This is a genomic window from Chamaesiphon sp. OTE_8_metabat_110, assembly GCF_031382685.1.
In the GTDB taxonomy this organism is placed as follows: Bacteria; Cyanobacteriota; Cyanobacteriia; order Cyanobacteriales; family Chamaesiphonaceae; genus Chamaesiphon.
In genome coordinates this window covers 1-18,898 of the sequence record NZ_JANMZA010000026.1, presented here as the reverse complement: position 1 = coordinate 18,898, position 18,898 = coordinate 1, and the positions used below count along the sequence as shown (strand labels likewise).

General features: G+C 48.0%; 13 protein-coding genes. 5 read left to right on the top strand and 8 right to left on the bottom strand.

Annotation, left to right across the window (positions count from 1 at the left end; translation table 11 throughout):
- Window positions 1–718: dihydroxy-acid dehydratase (locus tag RMO52_RS00990; protein WP_310410176.1), on the top strand; the 718-nt coding region annotated here is incomplete at its 5' end.
- A gap of 250 nt (window positions 719–968) precedes the next feature.
- On the opposite strand, the gene RMO52_RS00985 is transcribed toward RMO52_RS00990, so the two are convergent.
- The 4 genes from RMO52_RS00985 to cobO form a co-directional block, all read right to left on the bottom strand.
- Window positions 969–1,967 carry a pentapeptide repeat-containing protein gene (locus RMO52_RS00985; protein ID WP_309741892.1) on the bottom strand — a complete coding sequence of 333 codons (999 nt, stop codon included), beginning with the start codon at window positions 1,965–1,967 and terminating at the stop codon, window positions 969–971.
- A gap of 232 nt (window positions 1,968–2,199) precedes the next feature.
- Entirely contained in the window at window positions 2,200–3,564 is a 1,365-nt protein-coding gene (locus RMO52_RS00980) for a hypothetical protein (RefSeq protein ID WP_309741893.1), read from the bottom strand.
- A gap of 79 nt (window positions 3,565–3,643) precedes the next feature.
- Window positions 3,644–4,786 (bottom strand): heparan-alpha-glucosaminide N-acetyltransferase domain-containing protein, encoded by a 1,143-nt coding sequence (locus RMO52_RS00975; protein ID WP_310410173.1) that lies wholly within the window; start codon window positions 4,784–4,786, stop codon window positions 3,644–3,646.
- A gap of 156 nt (window positions 4,787–4,942) precedes the next feature.
- A complete protein-coding gene (gene cobO / locus RMO52_RS00970; protein ID WP_309741895.1) occupies window positions 4,943–5,557 on the bottom strand; it encodes a cob(I)yrinic acid a,c-diamide adenosyltransferase in 615 nt (204 codons plus the stop codon).
- Between the two features lie 218 nt (window positions 5,558–5,775).
- Here cobO and RMO52_RS00965 point away from each other — a divergent pair, with 218 nt between their 5' ends.
- A complete protein-coding gene (locus tag RMO52_RS00965; protein ID WP_310410170.1) occupies window positions 5,776–6,363 on the top strand; it encodes a metal-binding protein in 588 nt (195 codons plus the stop codon).
- A gap of 150 nt (window positions 6,364–6,513) precedes the next feature.
- On the opposite strand, the gene RMO52_RS00960 is transcribed toward RMO52_RS00965, so the two are convergent.
- The 4 genes from RMO52_RS00960 to RMO52_RS00945 all read right to left on the bottom strand — a co-directional run bounded on the left by RMO52_RS00960 (window position 6,514) and on the right by RMO52_RS00945 (window position 15,956).
- Entirely contained in the window at window positions 6,514–11,802 is a 5,289-nt protein-coding gene (locus RMO52_RS00960) for a response regulator (RefSeq protein WP_310410168.1), read from the bottom strand.
- 157 nt (window positions 11,803–11,959) lie between these two features.
- A complete protein-coding gene (locus tag RMO52_RS00955; protein WP_310410166.1) occupies window positions 11,960–14,800 on the bottom strand; it encodes a methyl-accepting chemotaxis protein in 2,841 nt (946 codons plus the stop codon).
- A gap of 249 nt (window positions 14,801–15,049) precedes the next feature.
- A complete protein-coding gene (locus tag RMO52_RS00950) occupies window positions 15,050–15,580 on the bottom strand; it encodes a chemotaxis protein CheW (protein ID WP_309741945.1) in 531 nt (176 codons plus the stop codon).
- A 10-nt stretch (window positions 15,581–15,590) separates the two neighbouring features.
- Window positions 15,591–15,956: a response regulator gene (locus tag RMO52_RS00945; RefSeq protein ID WP_309741946.1), complete on the bottom strand. Its 366-nt coding sequence runs from the start codon at window positions 15,954–15,956 to the stop codon at window positions 15,591–15,593.
- Window positions 15,957–16,056: 100 nt separating this feature from the next.
- Here RMO52_RS00945 and RMO52_RS00940 point away from each other — a divergent pair, with 100 nt between their 5' ends.
- The 3 genes from RMO52_RS00940 to RMO52_RS00930 all read left to right on the top strand — a co-directional run.
- The gene (locus tag RMO52_RS00940) at window positions 16,057–16,350 is read left to right on the top strand and encodes a hypothetical protein (RefSeq protein ID WP_309741947.1); all 294 of its coding nucleotides are present in this window, start codon (window positions 16,057–16,059) and stop codon (window positions 16,348–16,350) included.
- A gap of 362 nt (window positions 16,351–16,712) precedes the next feature.
- On the top strand, window positions 16,713–18,434 hold the full coding sequence (hmpF, locus tag RMO52_RS00935) for a pilus motility taxis protein HmpF (RefSeq protein WP_309741948.1): 1,722 nt from the start codon (window positions 16,713–16,715) through the stop codon (window positions 18,432–18,434).
- Window positions 18,435–18,581: 147 nt separating this feature from the next.
- Window positions 18,582–18,898: hypothetical protein (locus tag RMO52_RS00930; RefSeq protein WP_310410163.1), on the top strand; the 317-nt coding region annotated here is incomplete at its 3' end.

Below are 18,898 nucleotides of genomic sequence, written 5' to 3'. Positions count from 1 at the left end.
CATTCCTCAAGTGATGAAAATCTTACTAGAGCGGGGTTTATTACATGGCGATGCACTCACCATCAGCGGTCAGACGGTCGCTGAAGTCCTTGCCGATATTCCCAGTACCCCTCGTGCTGACCAAGATGTCATCCGCCAGTGGGACAATCCCATGTACGCCCAGGGACATCTAGCCATCCTCAAAGGTAATCTCGCCACCGAGGGAGCAGTCGCCAAGATTACTGGAGTCAAAAAACCAGTAATTACGGGTCCCGCCCGCGTATTTGAATCTGAAGAAGCCTGTCTCGATGCCATCCTCGCCGGAAAAATTGTCGCCGGAGATGTCATCGTCATCCGCTCTGAAGGCCCCAAAGGCGGCCCCGGAATGCGCGAAATGCTCGCGCCGACTTCGGCGATTATCGGTGCTGGTTTAGGCGATAGCGTCGGGCTGATTACCGATGGACGCTTTTCTGGTGGTACCTATGGGATGGTCGTCGGACACGTCGCGCCCGAAGCTTATGTCGGCGGTACGATCGCGCTAGTCCATGAAGGCGATAGTATCACGATCGACGCTCCCGCTCGGTTATTACAGTTAAATGTATCTGATGCCGAATTAGCCACGCGTCGCGCCAACTGGCAAGCACCCACACCGCTTTACACGACCGGGATTTTGGGTAAATACGCTAAGTTAGTATCTTCAAGTAGTTTGGGAGCCGTCACAGACATGGATCTGTTTTAATTAATAAGTAGGTCGGCACAATTATTTTAACTACTAGAATCATCTGAAACCCTGATGGTGGGCAGTGACTGGGCTGTTACTCCCTTCCCTTTATAAGGGGAGGGTTGGGGTGGGGTAAAGGACTACGCAGTAACTCAAATGGATCGTATATACGCCATAAATTTAGGGTAGGGGTAATTCATGAATTACCCCTACCCTAAATTGTCAAGATCCCAGCTTCGATCGAATTTATTACGGTCGAGATGACATTCTAGACATTGGCATAAATCCGCCCGTCGGGCATCTTCGCCCCAGTCAAAATCGTGCCGACAGTACTCGCACTACTCATTTCCGCCCGCATCAAATTAGCATTTGTCATATTGGCATCTTCGAGATCGGTTTTAGCCAGATGCGCCTCGATTAGTTCGACATTTATCATCGTTGAATAACACAAAATCGTCCGCGTCAGATCCGCATGGTGCATCCGTGCATCCGTGAGATTGGCATAACTCAGATTGGTATTTGCCAACTTCACCTTAGACATGATCGCGCGGGATAGATTTGCCCCAGTCATATCGCAAGCTGTCACAATCGCTCGTTCGAGCTTGGCTAGGGAAAGATCGGCATGAGGAAGATTTGCCTCATGCAGATTGGCTTCAGTGAGAATCGCATTCGTCAACTTCGCACCAGTCAAATTTGCACCAGTTAAATCCGTCCCCTTCAGGTTCGCCTCCGTCAAATTGGCATAGCTGAGATCGACTTTTGATAGATTTGCCCCCGCCATGTTCGCATTGCGAAGATCGGCGCGGCATAGTTTAGCACTGCGGAGATTGGAATTATAGCTGCGTTTTTCTTCGCGAAAATTGGCGGCTCGCATACATGCGCCGCTGAGATTAGCACCGCTGAGATTGACATTTCGCAAGTCAGCATCCATCAGATTGGCATCGATGAGATTTACCCACGTCATATCAGCACCGCGAAAATCAGCATACTGGAGACTAGCTCCATGCAAATCGGCATCGCGGAGATTTGCACCTTGAAGATCGGCTCGGATCAGTGTTGCGCCACCTAGTTTGCAGTTGGAAAGGTTGGTTTTGAGAAACTGCGCGCGATTGAGGTACGCAAAAGTCAGGTTGCTTTTGCGTAAATCGGCTTGGCTGAGGACAATATCGATTAAGTCTTGAGAAACTAAACTAAATCCACTCAGATCCACTGAGGTAAAATCCCGCTCGCCACCACGATATCGCCACAATAGTTCTTCCGCGTCCATAACTTGGCTAGTATCTCTAGTTGATAATGTCTTTGTTATTATTCCCAAGCTAGCGACCATTGTTACCGATCTCGATCGAAACGGCTTGACTATCTATCAGCTAGATTTGCTCTATTCTACTTAATAGATACAATCGAGCTACATACTTCAATGTGTAGCCATGCGATCGAACATCAAATTTGAAAGCATACTTGCCGATTTGCTAAAGTCAAACATTTCTGACGATCCGCTCTTAATAAAAAGTATCAAGTGCGAATAAACGGATAACTGCAAATACAAATCCGCCCATCATGCCCTTGGCTAAAATGCCTAAAGTCGTAGCACAGCAATGTGGTAAACCAATGAGACTAGAGATTGCGATCGTTCTAGCAGAAGATTGAAGATATTTCGTCGATTTAATCAACAGAAATTGAGCTAAACTTTGAATTGCTATAAATGGCTTTTTTAGAAGTGACGAATTGCTTAACAATAGATCTAAGTGATGCTCTAAATCCTTTAACCAAGGAGAGTCAGCTAGAATGAGAATGACGGATAAACCTAACATTGACCCAATTGTAAACCATCGTCCCCAATCCCAGCCAATCAGATAGAGCGGAAATGCAGTCATCCCAATCCAAGCAGCTACTTTTACTGACAGACTCGGAGACATTGAGACTTTGCTAGCAATTCTCAGATGAATACCAGTCCAGAATAAGAATGGAATAAACCATAGGAGCACAACTCCATTATCGATTAAGGTGAATCCAGACATATTCCAAGCTTGGGACAGGTTCCAAGATACAGCAGCAATTGCTGCTGTATCGGCATAATTATCGCTACAATTAGTAGCAATTAGCGATTCCCAATTTTTACAGATTGCCAAGGCTGTTTCCGATCCGCCATTCCATTTAATAGCAGCAGCACAAGCGATTAACGTTGGTAAAAATACCAAGATCCTCACAGTGTTTTGAATTAATTTATCTTTGGTTGTGTTGCCAAATCGATCGGTAGATATCTTCGATATGATGGTAGTATAAAGTAACCAATGAGTGGGCAACCACAAGAAAAGACTGATTCCTTCATGACTCAACGATAAAATCAAGCCCGAAACAGCTTCCCAAATTGAGAATATGACTATGTTTAGAAAAAACTTATTTTCGTGAGGTTTTATGGATCGAATCATCCATAAGGAAATCATGCTAAACAAAATTGGAAAGACATCTTTCCTAAGCGGGGAGCCGTCCATGACAAAAAATAAAATCAGACAGGGATTGAAAAGGAGTAATAAAAGTTCATTCCGTGATAGCTTTGATTGATTGATTCGCACGGATGCAATCCACAGCCAGGTTGTAATAACATAAGCAGTAATCGCTATCCCAAAAATCAGCGGTAATGGGGGAATGTTCCATTGCCGCAGCCAATCAATTCCAGTGCCAAATAGTCCTCTACGCACAAATCCATTACTATAGTCAATCAGCCATTCGGTAATATTCCAGTTTTGGTATAACGGCTTTGAGAATGGAGCGACACAGACCGAGCCGATTGCCATAATGCCCCAGACAAGCCAAAATAAGCGATAGAGAGATAGGTGTTTTGTAGCTCCAATGAACTTATTCATTTTCTAGGAAATAAAACAACTCACTCAAAGTATCACAGTATGTGTTATTTCAATCTAAAGTTGGTTCGATCGAGCTACTCTAAATTTTTAAAAACCAGCGGCGATGATACATCAGATACGCTACACCCAACCAGAGCAAGACAGTCGCGATCGCAAATAGCAAGCCACTATTAAGCACACCCGCCCAGCCAAACAACTGCTCTCTCAAAAGATTATAGACAGAAACAGCTTGCTTATCTTTACCAATCTGATTCACCATGATTAACTTGATAAGAACGATCGAGGCTACATAGATAAAAATTGCGTTTAAACCCATGATTTCAAATGGTTTGAACCAATTTCGATACTTACGCACATCAACTAATTCATAACAAGCGGCTAGGGAAATCAATCCTGCTCCAGTGGTGAATAGCACGAAGGAACTCGTCCATAGCTTCTTGTTAATTGGGAAAATTCCATTCCATAATAAGCCGATTACTACTGCTGCCAAGCCAAATATCAATAGATTGCTACTCGTCCGCGAGTTAACTGACTGAATTTTCAGCCATGCACCAGTTAAATAGCCAAATAAGATACTAGAAATCGCGGGTAGAGGTCCAAACAACCCTTCAGGATCGCTTTGATTACCAGAGCCTTTGTGGAGGTGGGCTGGGGTAATAATTAAGCGATCGATATATGCTCCAAAGTTCCCCGCCTTGGTAAAGATGCCATCGGCATTGTCTAAAGCTGGGATGAAAGCTAATATTAACCAATACCCAACTAATATCCCGATCGATAAGATCCAAATGTTTCGTTTTGAAAGCGATAAAACTGCGATCGAAGCACACAGGAAACTAATTCCAATCCGCTGTAAGACTCCCATAATGCGGAGCCGATCGAGATTGGCGAATAGTTTAGGATCGGTGATGTTATAATTCCAGATCAGGTTATTTAAGATTAGTCCCAAGCCAAATAAAATCAGACTACGGCGAATGATTTGCACATAGACATGCTTAGTTGCGGGGGCATCGCCGCTGGTATATTTTGCCAGTGAAAAAGCCATCGATACGCCAATAATATACAAGAAAAAAGGGAATACCAGATCGGCGATCGTCCAGCCATGCCACGGCGCATGATCGAGCCAGAGATATTTTTTATCGTCATCGGGGAGACTAGCCATATTTACCAAAATCATGGTGGCTACGGTCATCCCGCGAAAAACATCTAGAGAAGTTAAGCGCATTAGGGGAGATAGGAGATGGGAGATGGGAGATGGGAGATGGGAGTCTTGTAGGGTGGGCACTGCCCACCATCTAAGTTTTAGGTATTATCTATCTAATAAATGCTTGCACCGATTCACTCAAAACATCTATATTTAAGTGTTCGATCGACTATTAATCTAAAATTCGATACCGGGTTGGGCTTTGACTCCTTGCTCGCGAAATGGATGCTTAATCATGGTCATTTCAGTGACTAAATCTGCCACATCGATCAAGCTTTGCGGTGCGCCTCTACCAGTGAGAATTACGTGCGATAGTTCGGGTTTTTGTGCCAAGCCAGCAATGACTACTGCTGGATCGAGATAGCCTAATTTGAGCGCGATATTGACTTCATCGAGTAATACTAATTGATAACTTGGATCGACAATATAACTTAGTGCTTGTTCCCAAGCTCGATGCGCGGTAGCAATATCGCGATCGCGATCCTGAGTATCCCAAGTAAAACCTTCCCCCATCGCCTGAAATACTATTTGGTCGCCAAACCGCTCTAAAACGGCTTTCTCGGCGGGTTCCCACGCACCTTTGATGAATTGGACGATCGCGACTTTATAGCCGTGTCCGAGCGATCGTAGCACCATTCCCAGCGCGGCGGTAGTTTTACCCTTACCCGTGCCTGTATTGATGATAATCAAACCTTTTTTGTCGATCGATTTCTCGATTCGCTCTGCCTGCACCTGCTGCCGACGCTGCATTTTCTGTTTATATTGTTCGTCAGTAAGTCCTGATTCTGTCATTAAGAAATTAGTGGATAGTGGATAGTGGATAGCGAAAAATAGAATGTCGAGGCGTATGGTTATTGTTGCCTCTAGTATTTAGCTGTTATCGAGTTATGGACGATCGACCTGCTGGATTGGAAATCGACCTCTTTTTCATATAATATTATCAAACTAGGCGGGTAAGATTGCTAAGCAAACAGATCGCTATCCACTATTCACTAACTAACTAATTAACTTTGCCATCAGGACGCACACACGATCGAGTGACGCTGTGGAGTTTACCGCTAATTGCTGGTGGTACTCTCTGGACGACTGCCCGTGCCGATTTGGCATTTTGGGTATCGGGTGGATTTTTGTTTAGTGGCTTGATTTTTGGGCCAGATTTAGACTTGTATTCCTTTCATTACAAGCGTTGGGGTAAGTTGCGGTGGTTATGGCGACCCTATCAACAAGCTATCAAACATCGATCGATCTGTTCGCATGGCCCGATAATTGGCACGATCGGGAGAATTTTTTACTTGAGTTTGTGGTTGGCATTAGTTGGTTTATTTTACTTAGGTATCGCTCGGTTAGCTGGAGCCAAGACATATACCGGACAAGAATTAGTAGCAATTTTACAACACTCGATCGCAAATAATTTCCCGGTTTATCTGGCGCTATTTTGTGGATTAGAACTGGGAGCGATGAGTCACTATGTCAGCGATTGGCTGGTATCCACCTTTAAGCGTCGATTCCGCAATGGACAACCTAATCCTAAGTTGTCGGTTGCATCTAGACAAAAAAAATTGCCTGTCAAACAGGCAAAAAAGATAAGAGTTAAATAATTTTTGTTGCTACCCATAGAATGCCTACGATTGAAATCGTGGCTAATGGCGCAAAGTCCGCCTACGCGGACTGATTAACTAGTCCGCCTACGCGGACTTTGCATCACTAGCGGCGGTTTCTAACCGCTGAGGTTATGGATCTAGTTTTTTTTAGACAATTTCCAGGACTTCCCCACCGATCATCCGTTTGGCGGCATCGAGCAGTGCTTCTTCCAGATACGGTTTGATGAAGTAGCCACTAGCGCCGAGTTGAGCGGCAATCTGACGGTGACGATCGCTACCGCGAGAGGTGAGCATCGCCACAGGTACCTTACTAAGGGCGGTGTCTTTTTGGATTCGCGAGAGGAATTCCAGTCCATCCATGCGCGGCATTTCAATGTCGCAGAAGACGATATCGCACGGTAGACCCGCTCTGAGTTTGTCCCAGGCTTCCTGACCGTCGCGAGCTTGTTCGACCCGGTAGCCAGCCCGTTTGAAGGTCAATGAGAGCAATTCTCGGACTGTGATCGAGTCATCGACGATGAGTACCATCGATTCGCGGATCTCGACCGTTGGCATACTCATTTGTGCCGTCCACTGGGTGGGGATGTGGCGAGCGAGCGTACCGTTAGCGAGGGCAATTAGCTCCATGACATCGGCAATTGGGATGATCCGACCATCCCCCATGACTGTCGCACCAGCAATCCCTAATGGCTTAGAGGCTGGCCCTTGGAGGGGTTTAATCACGATTTCCTGGTCGCCAGTGATTTTGTCTACTTGGACGGCGGTAAAGTTGCCATCGCTCCGCAAAATCAAGATCGATACCAGATCGCTATCATCCTCATTTGTCGAGTAGAAATTGTTGCGTGCTAGCGGACGATTGAAGCCGAGTAAGTCCGACAGCGGCGTAAATGGCATCAATTCATCGCGCCAGAAGATACACTGTTTACCCTCAGCATTGGTTTGAATCTGCTCGGGACTGACATCCTGAGTATCCTCAATTCCGTCCATCGGGAAGGCGATATTGCTCTTATTATTGACGGCAATCAAGGCTTTGGCGATACTTAGTGCCAGTGGTAAACGGATCGTAAAGGTCGTCCCCGTCCCCAGCTCCGACTCGGTGGTAATCTTACCCCGAATGTCGGTGATACTCGTTTTCACAACGTCCATGCCGACGCCGCGCCCAGACAATTCATCAGCCTGCTCTTTGGTCGAGAAGCCAGGGAGGAACAGCAGTTCGTAAGCTTCTTTTTTGGGCATGGCTGCCGCTTGCTGGGCGGTAATTAGACCCTTTTCGATCGCTTTGGCTTTAACGCGTTCGGTATCGATACCCGCACCGTCGTCAGCAACCGAGATAATAGTTTGGTTCCCTTGGTGGAGAGCGCGAATTGTAATTTTGCCTTCGAGTGATTTACCGTTGGCTTGGCGAGCTTGACCTGCTTCGATCCCGTGAGCGATCGCATTATTGACCATATGGATCAACGGATCGGTGAGACTTTCGAGGATCACTTTATCGATGAGTGTATCGCGACCTTCGACGCTCAGTTCGATTTGTTTGCCGTATTTAAGACCGTTATCGCGGACCCCACGCTGCAACCTGTCGGCAGTTTGGGCAAATGGTACCATCCGCGATTTGGTTAAATCTTCTTGGAGTTGTCCGGTAATCTGTCTGAGGGTACGGGTAACTTCGGTACTGCCATCGACGACAAATTCGATATCCGCTGTAGACTCGCGCACGCGCACTGTCAACTCGATCATCTTTTGCGATAGCAAGTGAATCGGTGTAAAGCGATCCATTTCTAGCGGATCGTATTCCATCAACGTGCCGCTGTTACCCAAATCTTCACCGCTAATTTGCGGACTGGGGACGGTGGGTTTATTTTGCTGACGACTGGCGACAAGGGAATTCTCCATCAACGATCGCTCGTAGAGATCCTGCATCCGCTTACCGACTTCATTGAGCTTTTGGACTTCGGAGAGGAGTTTTTCGACAAACTGCCGCATCCGATTTTGATCTTGCTCTAAGGTATTCCGGTTGACGACTAGTTCCCCAACTAAGTTGTTGAGATTGTCGAGGTATTTTACCGACACCTTCATTGTCTGCTCGAAGGTACGCGACTGTTTGGAGCGGCGCTCTTTGGCATCCCGCTCTCCGGTCTGCATTGGCGGCACAACAACTGGGACGACAGGTGTCAGCAAGGCATCGAGAGAGTCGAAATTAGCCGCTGGACTACCGACTAATGCGTCGAGATCGTCGAGATTAGGTGCTGGACTTCCGACTAAGGCATCGAGATCGTCAAGGGCTGACGATTGACTGCCGATGGCAATCGCACCACCAACACCCAGACCCAATGCAGTGACACCCATTAAGGCATCTAAGTTGCCGAAATCTGGGAGATCTGCGCCTGGTAAATCCAACCCATCTAACCCGTCTAAAGTTAATTCGCGATCGGTTAATTCAGCGCTAAAATCATCAAGATTAAAGTCTAAGTTATCAAAATTTGTAGAAGATGTTTCGTCTAAATTGAGTTCGGTTTCACCTAATGAATCGAGGTTTAGAGCGCCATCACTAGTCAAATCGATGTTATCGATCTCTAATTCTAATTGTCCGCTCAAGGCATCTAGATCTAGCAGTCGTGACTCAGCATTCGAGTCTGGCTCGAAATTTAGAGATGAGATGTCATCTAAATTGAGTTCGGTGGCACCTAGAGGATCCAGATTCAAAGCACCGTCATTAGTCAACTCAATGTTATCATCTGACTCTAATGGTCGATCGCCAGCAGCATTTAAATCCAGTAGTCCTGACTCTGCGGTAGGCTCGTTTGAGCTTACAACTGGCTCGCTGCCAATGTTCAAAAAGTCTAGATCGAGATCGACTGGACTAGGATCGAAGGACGAGTTGAGCGCCAAGTCATCAAATTCAAAGTTTAAATCGCCAAGTTTATGTGGCTCTAAATTAAAATCTAAATTACTAAAATCATCGCTCAAACCTAGTTCTCGATCGACATTAAAATCACTTAATTCATCACCGATAGCCAAATCTGATAAAGCGCTGTTATCAGCGAACAAATCTAGATTAAAATCGGTAAAATCATCGTTAAGTGGCGATCGGGAGATCGATTCCAGCGCATTAGTCAGGGGTTCATCGCTCGATTCGGACAGATCTAAGTTACTCGTGGGCAGATCGCCAGTAGCGAATTCTGGTTCGCGATTCTCGTTCCGAGAGGCTCCGCCAACGAGTAGATCTAAATCTAAGTTATCCACATCGAGTGCTAGTGGCTCGTTACTACCTAATTCAGTAGCGAGCGCTCGCGCTAAATCTAAATTAGTAACGTGTGGATCGGCAGTTTCGACCAGTGGCTCGCGATCGAGAATATCGAGATCTAATTCACCCAAATCGGGATCTGACCCTCGTTCACCCACTGGTACATCCACGCTGTCTAGATCGAAATTAGTAAGCTGGAAATCGCTGCTAGCGCCCAGTGATTCGTCAGTAAACATATCGAGATCGAATGTACCGATACCTGCGAGATCGTTTTGCCCGGTGGCGGAGCCGCTGCTGGACGCGAGAATCGAGTTATCGATCCAGTCATTTAATTCATCGGCGATCGGGTCTTTTTCGACGATCGATTGAGGTAATTCATCCGCAGTTAAATGCTCTAAAGGGAGCGAGAAACTGTCTGAATCGGGACGATTGCCATAGTTTAATGCTTCCAAAAACAGGCTCTCGGAAGCTGGCGTGTCTGCCCACGCGGGAGCAGGGGTACTTTGAGGCACGGGATCTACTTGCGCTGCTGGTGTCGCCTGAAACTCGGGAGCGAAATCGCTGTTAGGTGTGCTTGGATCGGGTAATTCTGGCACAATTGGCGCGAGTGCCATCGGTGGTAAATTCTCTAGTTCAGCCCAATCATCAGGAGTAGCAGCGGTGCTAAATAAACCGCTCATGGGTTGGTCTAATCCAAAATCGGGTGCGGGGAGATCGATCGCATCGCCAACTGAAGACAGTGGTTGAAGTTGACCATCGATATTCGCCAGCAAATCGAGATCGGCATATCCTGGCTGCTGGGACGTGGCTAGTTCGGTATTCGACCAAAAACCGGGGAAATCGCCGTCGAAGGTGCCGAGATCGGGATTGTAGAACGTTTCTTCGTCATAAGTATCGACATCTGAGGGCAGTTCGATCGAACCAGGACTGACAATTGCCGCAGCACTATTGCCAGTAACTACCACATCTACTCGATCGGTCGCTGCCGTTTCTGGGTCTGGCTCGAACATTTGGGAGTAGAATTTATTGGGATCTGAATTGCCCAAATCTAACAATGGCAGATCGCGATCTAGGAAGTCATCATCCTGCATCCAAGTCCCTTCACTGGGTAGATCGTCACTGAGTAAGTTCATAAACTCGTTCAACTCCATCGCATCTGCATCATACTCAGTATCGAGCGCCACGAGTGAGTCAGCAAAATTCATGCTGTCATGACCGAGCGATTGAAATTCAGCTCCAGATGCCTCAACTTTGCCACCGCTAATCGAGATTAGTTCGGGGAGTTTTTGGGTAGTGCCATCACTAATCATCACCATCCCCGCCATCGGATCGCTAGACTCATCCAATTTCCAGGTACTCGGATCGTCACTGGGCGGTGGTGACGATCTGGTAGTCCGATTTTGGCTGGCAATTAGGGCTTCCAACTCGGGCGTAATCCCGATCGACTGATGCCGATCTGCCAACACGAGCACTTGTGCCTGTTTGACAGCGTTACTGATACTTTGACCGAGTTGGGCGAGGAAATTACTGGGATTGGCAATCGCCAACCGACAAGCAGTAAATAAATTCGTCCACTCTAGGAATTCAAAATTTTCACCGAGATTGCCCAGCTTTTGACAAATTTGCTGCATCTGCACGCGGAGTTCCGGGCTATCTGCTTGGAGACACAAACTGGTTAGTTCGTCTAGTTTGCGAGTGACGTACTCACCAAATACCTGCTGGATCGCCGGATCTTGAGCCGAACTGCGTTCTGGCGCTGGTGCGGCGACGGCTTCACTGGTAGCCACTAAGTGCTGAAGATAAGCTTTGAGTTCTTCAAATACCGGATCGCCGATGGGATCTCCTAGTTCGGGGTCGCGCGAGTAAGGATCGCGAGCGATCCGCACATCATTAATCCCGGCTTGCAAAAACCCAAAACTCTCCAGAAATAGCGATTGGAGTTGATTGTCTACCGCAATTTGCGGATGCTCTTTGAGCAGTCTAAAGTTGGCTTCAAACTGGTTGCCGATCTTCTGGACGTCAATAAGTCCCAGCATGGCAGCACTACCCTTGATCGAATGCGCTGCGCGAAATAATTCGCGAATCATCGTGGGCTGTCTGACGGTTTCGGGAAGTTTGCGTAAGCCTTGCTCGATCGTGTTTAAGTGTTCGCTGGCTTCTTCTAAAAAGTAGCCCAGAATGCGATCGTGTTCCATAACTAGGGGATAGGGGATAGGGGATAGGGGTTAGAGGTTAGGGGTTAGGGGTTAGGGCGAGGGTTAAGGTTAAGGTTCGGGTTCGGGTTCGGGATGTAGAGGGACGCTTGCGTCCGATTCCCTATTCCCTATCCCCTATTCCCTATCCCCTAATCGGCTACTCAACCTTGAATCGTTCGACATAAGTAAGTAGATTCCGCGCGACAACTACCAAGTTTTCGAGCGAGGAAGATACTTTCTGTGCTTCTTGAGAGGTTGACTGGGCTTGAATTTCCACCGACTGCATAACTTCGGTAACTGCTTTAGAAGTTTCGCGCTGCTCGATCGTATCGGAGGTAATCGATCGGACCAAGGCATCGATCCGATTGGATACTTGAATGATGTCATCGAGCGATCGTTTGGCTTGTTCTGCCAGTTTGGTACCAGCGATAACTTGCTGTGTCCCTTGCTCCATCGCCGCCATTACCGAACCAGTTTCACTTTGAATCTGGAGGACGATATGCTCGATTTCTTTGAGTGCTTTGGCACTCCTGTCGGCTAGTTGACGGACTTCATCGGCGACGATCGCAAACCCTTTACCGGATTCGCCCGCTCTGGCTGCCTCGATACTGGCGTTGAGTGCGAGTAAGTTGGTACGAGACGCAATTTGGGAGATGACCGAAACGATTTGCGAAATTTGTTGGGAAGATTCCGCCAAACGCTTGACTTTACGCGTACTTTCTGCCACTGTTTCGCGAATCTCTTGGATACCTGCTACCGTCCGTTCTACCGCTTCCCCACCTCTAAGGGCGGTTGAAGATGCGGTGCGGGCGACTTCTTCTGATTCGCGCGCACTTTCGGCTACCCGTTTGATCGAGGCAGTCATCATTTGGACAGAGTTTACAGTCACAGCGAGTTCTTCGGCTTGACTGAGCGCATCCGAAGACAACCGCCGCGCAAACGCCTCACTCTCAGTCGAGCTTTGGTTGACCTGGACTGCGGCGACTTGTACCTGTTGCACGATCTGTCTGAGACTATCGATCGTCAAGTTAAACGAGTCAGCAACCGCACCGAGGACGTCGGCGGTGACTTCGGCTTTGACGGTCAGATCTCCTCGCGCCGCGCCTTCTACATCATCTAGCAGGCGAATTACCTGGCGTTGGAGTTCGTCTTTAGCGAGTTCCATCTCCCGCGCTTTGCGCTGGGCTTCGGAGTTGCTAGTGACCACCGATTGCAACATATAGTTAAACGATGACGACAGCAGACCCAACTCATCTTGAGACGAGACGGTCGCCCGCGCTCCCATATTCCCTTGCGCCACTTGCTCGAAATTAGATTGTAAGTCTCTAACACTCCGACTGACTTGCTTGGTATACCGACCGATCAGCAGGCGGGTAATCCCAAAACTAGTGATGCCGCCAACTAGGGTCATCATCATCCCCGCGTTGCGAAGTGGTTCCCGTGCTGATTTGGCACTTTCAGGCAGATTGAGACTACTGACAAATGTTACCCCCGCGATCGCGATCGCGGCACCCAAGCCTGCTGCACCGGAAATCAGCCACTGCTTTTTCTGGAAGGAAGCATTTTCAAAAGGTGCAAATAGACCGCGATTTGCCGTGAGGTTAGTCAGATTCGGACTATCATCGCGGTAGATGTTGCTAATCGTGCCCTGCGGTTGCTGCTTGATTCCCGAAATCGATACCCCATTAATAAAGGTCGAACTATCATCAAACATCCCGGAAGATTTTGGCATATTAATTGAAGATGGTGCTGGCTGTTCGAGAAAATTGTCTGGCAGATCGAAAAATCCCGACTGTGGCCCCGCAGATCCTACCAGGAGTTGCTGTTCGCTGGTGGCAAATGGAGATTCAGCTAAATTAGCCGGATTTTGGATGCCTGCTTGCGGCTGAAACGCTTCTTGGAAAACTTGAGCGACATCAAATTCCCGATCGTCTGCCTGCTGGTTGGCGAGATCGTCGGGGTTGTTTTCGGGGTAGGAGTTCTCACTCATCCAATTAGCCGGGTCTGACGATTGAGCGGTTGGCGGCCAAGCCATCGGTAGCGCACCACTAATTTCATTGAGAGCATCAGAGATATCTTCGACGGAAAATTCAATTTGAGGTACAGGCTGAGGGTCGAACTCCACCGCAGCCCGATCGTCAGACCGATCGACTGGTGCCGCACTACTCTGGGCTGAGACAATCATCGTCGGACGATCTTCGGCTGCCAGGGGTTGCGATAACTTCTCCATCACAGGTGCTGCGGTACTGCTAGGCTGAGCAGCTTTTTCATCGTCAGGTCGGTCTGGATCGAAGGTGGCAAACGCTCGATGTGCGGCTGGGGAAATATTGAAAAAGCCCGTATCGTCTGCGGCTTCAACACTTGTTGCCAGTGGCACGTCTTTAAATAGCTGGTGGCTGGGATCTTCGTTAGGACGATCGTACCCAAAGGCGAAGGCATCTGTGAGTGTCTCTTGTTCGTTATTATAGAACCCGGTGGCCACTTGTGATGACTTCTGACTGGGGGTGTGAGTTTCGGCGGTAAAAAAGTCCGTTGCCTGACTGGGGAATAGTTGCCCTGACATATCGACATTAAAGTTGAGCGCTGCTAAGTCAAAGTCTTCATCAGCAGTGAGATCTTCTGGTTGTCGCCACGTTAGTAACTCAGCAGAATCAGCACTAGTATCGCGATAATGCCCGCCCGAATCACCGCCATTAAATTGCGACTGACTGGTAAGGTCGCCCATTTGACTCAAACAAGAATTAGCATATTCTAAGCCGCTATGTGCGAATTGGAGGAACTCATCATCGGTAGAAATTTTGATGACATATTCATACTCTTTTTTACCAATTTCATATTGATACAGTCCATAGCAATAGATGTGACCCCGCAGTAGTCGGACGCTAGGATCGTCCTGAAACTTGGCGACTAGCGTGTCGATAATTGTGGCAGCTTTCTCATAGTTACCTTGGAGGTAAGCTGCTTCTGCTAATTGATAATCTTGAGTATAGTCTTGCATACGATCGGGGTTAGAAATCATTTTGGTGCTGTGTCAATAACTGACTAAGTTTAGGAATTAAGGGTGTTTTTTATAAGTTTTATGCGGCGATCGCGCGTTGCCTGCTCCGGACTTGGATAAATTCAGGATTCATCATATTTTCAACGATAAAAATAACTGTAATCTCGATTCGGCAAAGCCGACGCTACGCGAACGAATGGCTCGATCTTCAGCGAATTAGAGCTGTCCTTGTGAGTAATAAAACTGCGTTTAAATAGTCCAGTGAGAAGAGCGGAGAATAGCGACTCGATCGAGTAACCGCAGGGGCGAGGTTTCCGAGCCAGTTGCCGGGTAAACTCCTCTGATAAAACCATTCATCGCCGCAGGCATCTGGGGGTCTGGAGCCAGCATCCGGTCGAGATCTAACCATTCGGTGTTGGCAACCGCCCGGACGGCAAAACCCATCACTAGCTCTTGTTCTTCCACAATCAAGACAGACACCTCATTCTGGTCGGGATTAACCAAGACGCTATCGCCTAAAAATTGGCCGAGGTCGGCGACCCAAATTACCTGACCGCGCCAATTATACGTCCCGAGTAAAAAAGGTGAAGCATTGGGAATTGGCGTAATCCGATCGAAATAGACCGACATTACTTCGCGGACGCCAGAAGCAGGTAGTGCAAACTCATTACCCGACGGGACATCAAAGCGCAAACACAATTCTCCATCGCGGCTACCCGCATTGACATCGTTATTGTCAGGAGTCTCGTCACTGGTCAAAAAATCTAAATTGAGAACCATTAGCCCTATCCTAATTTCGCAATAACTGTTTGATGGTAGTGAGCAATTCTATTGGCTCAAAAGGCTTGCAGACATAAGCATCTGCGCCTTGGCGCATTCCCCAATGTCGATCGAAATCCTCACTCTTAGAGCTGCACAAAATTACTGGGACGTCTTGAGTTTTCGGATGGGATTTGAGCGTCCGGCAAACTTCATAACCATTCATTTTGGGCATGACTACATCGAGCACCACGATGTCGGGGACGATTTCCAGTGCGACTGCTACAGCTTGTTCGCCATCTGTCGCAACGTTTACCGTCATTCCACTAGCTTGGAGTAGCTCTTTGATCATTTCCCGCTGAGCGGTACTATCATCCACAACTAGAACTGTTTTCATATATCTGCTAATCGATGGGTTAAATGGACATGAAGCCAGTAAACATCAGTAATTTATAGTAATTGTCAAACATACAACTTAAATTGCATAATCAATACTTATGAAACATGGCGCTGGAGGTCGTCTGAGCCGCAGCTTGCGCGTCGTCTTAACGACGATCGAACACCCCACCCAAGAGCGGCACATAGCGGCGCTGGGATCGATCGGGGCATTTGACACAAAGCTCGCAGCGGATTGGGAGCGCGTCTACGTTAGCACTGTTGCTAATGTAATCGCGGTGGTGGAGATAACACTGTGGCGATCGCACCAAAGACAAATCTCCTCTACATTCAGTTTTCCCACACATTCACCAGTTTGTTGCATTGTTTCCAAGATCGCTGAAAAAATCAGTTGAGTTTTGTGCTGATGACAGTTGGCAGTGGATGTATATATAGTTGTTAGTGATGACACTGCTCGACTCGGAACCGCGATCTCCAGTCGCCGCGATCGCAGCGGGGAGTTCCATTGACTCTGGACGTGTCGATCCAGCATTGGCGCACTGACAACATTTTCCTCACAGACGCTCCGCGAACGGATCTGGCGCAGTCAAAGCTGGATGGGAAGTAGATCGGGTTCCCACCCCATTAACTGTTGAGTAATCCTCGACATCACTCAAACTCGCTGTTTGCTCAGATTTATAAGATGGATTAACTTATTCAATTTCTGTACGCTCAGCAAGAACCTAAATTTATTTATATAAGACAAGGGAATAATAACGTGTTGTATCTAGCAGAAATCCAAAAGCCAAAATCGGGGTTTAATATTAGCGGTCGCAGTAAGACCGAACTCAAATTACTGGCTTGTCAACGTACCGAACAAAATTGGAGTGCGATTCCGGGGGAAGAATTAGTTGCCGCGCCGGATGAGGCGAACAACTACAATCCTGGGGTCTTAGTATTGGTCGATATGAATGCCAATCGCCAAATTCAGTCGCAGTTACGCGATGCTGGCAAACAGCTCGTGGGCATTCTTCAAAATCTCTCGCGGCAAATTGAAAAATATAAGAAGGAAGCCGATGAAATTGAGAGCTGGCGACAATCGCTGAACTTACAAACTCAGCAGTTACAACTGCGCCAAGAGGAAATCTATGTTCGCGAAGAAGGTTTAGAACAAACGCGCGCCGAACTCGACAGGCTCACTCAAGAAGCGCAAGCACTAGAATCGACGCTCGAACAACACGAGCAATCCCGCGCCGAACTCGCGACTCAATGGGAACAGTTGCGCGCCAAAGAGCAGCATCTCGATCTCCAACAGCAGTCGATGGGGACATCCTTGAGCGAAAGCCAAGTCGATGAAATTCGGGCGGCTGTCCAACAATTGGGCGGTACCGCCCGGGCGATCGATCCCCAACAATTGGCAGCAACCGCCACCGCGATCGAAGCGCAACAAGAGTTAATCGGTCAACATTGGCACCAACTTAGTTACCAACAACAACAAGTCACCGCAACTCAAGCCGAACTCGATCGTCAGCAACAGGAGATCGATCGTAGCAAACAGCAATTGCAAGAGTTACAAACTTCCCTCGAAGAAACCCAAACGGCATGGGAAGTGCAGCAGCATACACTGAGTATGCAGCAAGAATACGTGCAGCGATTGACAGCTCGCATCGATCTCGAACAGGAAAACTATCACAAGATTTATTTGATGTCCAAAGGTGGCAGTGCTGATGTGGGCGATGTCCAGATCGATCTCGAACAATTGGAAGCAATGCCGATCGGTCAATTACAAACAATTGTCGAAAATCTGCAAACAGAAGTCGATCGATCTGTCCATTTCGTCCATCTAGAAGAGGAAGAACTGCAAGAAAAACAAGAAGCGATCGACGAACTGCAACAAGCCATTCTAGCAGCTAACGAATTTGACAAACTCAAACTCGAAGCCGATCTCGCCGACGAACGCGATGGCTATCAGATGCTCGATCGTACCCTCGACGGTCAGCGCCAAACCATGCGGGAACGCCAAACTTTCTTGCAAATCCACACGCGCGTATTGCGCCAACGTCAAGGTCATCCCCCGGAAGCTTCCGAACGCTCTCAAGTTGAATGGGCATCCGTCCTCAAATTGTTGGACGCGCAGCGCCAGCAGCAGCAGACTGAAGTGACGCAAATGGAAACAGAGATCGAAAATCTCCGGCAGACGATCGCCCAAACTAAGTCCAAAATCGAACTCCAAGTCGAGGCTTATCTCCAGGAGTCCAAACAGGTGCAAGCCCTCGAACAGCAGCATCTGGCAACCAAACAGCTAGCCACCGAACTAGTTGCCAAAGTTAGTTTGTACGAGCAGATCGTGCAGCCATTACAAGATAGTATCGATACCTTCAAGCAGCAATTGGCAGGATTGGCGGATACTGTCGAAGACCGACCCGAAAATCACCAAGCGATGCAGCATATCGAATCTCTCCTCAATAATCTCGTTCATGGTTTGCCGATGGAAAGTTAGTATCTCTAGATTCACACCACTTATTATTCCTTAAGTCATGCTGCCTCCAACTTCTAATCGAAGTCGGGGGCATTTTTTGCGTCGATCTCGATCGCGCTCACTCAATCGCGCTAGTAGTGCGAAACTTATCAGAAATTCAACGCGTCAATGAGCATAGATCTAACTCATCCCAAATCCGATTTGGAAAACCTACCATCTTGCCCTCACCCCGCCATCGCCTCCGGCTCTGGCTCCCCTCTGTCTTGTCTTGACGCGCTCGACCTGGAGGGAACCTCCGTGATGAGCGCGTCGCTGATTCGCTTAACCGTCGGGAAACAGAGGCGTGCGCGAATCGCTCCCAAGCTTGGGAGCGACCCAAATCGCGCTGAGGTTCCCTCAGCGTGCGTTTGGGTCAAGACAGCGGCGCATCGAACGGGAGGTTCCCTCCCGTTTGTGTGCGTCAAGACAGAGGGGCTGGGGGTGAG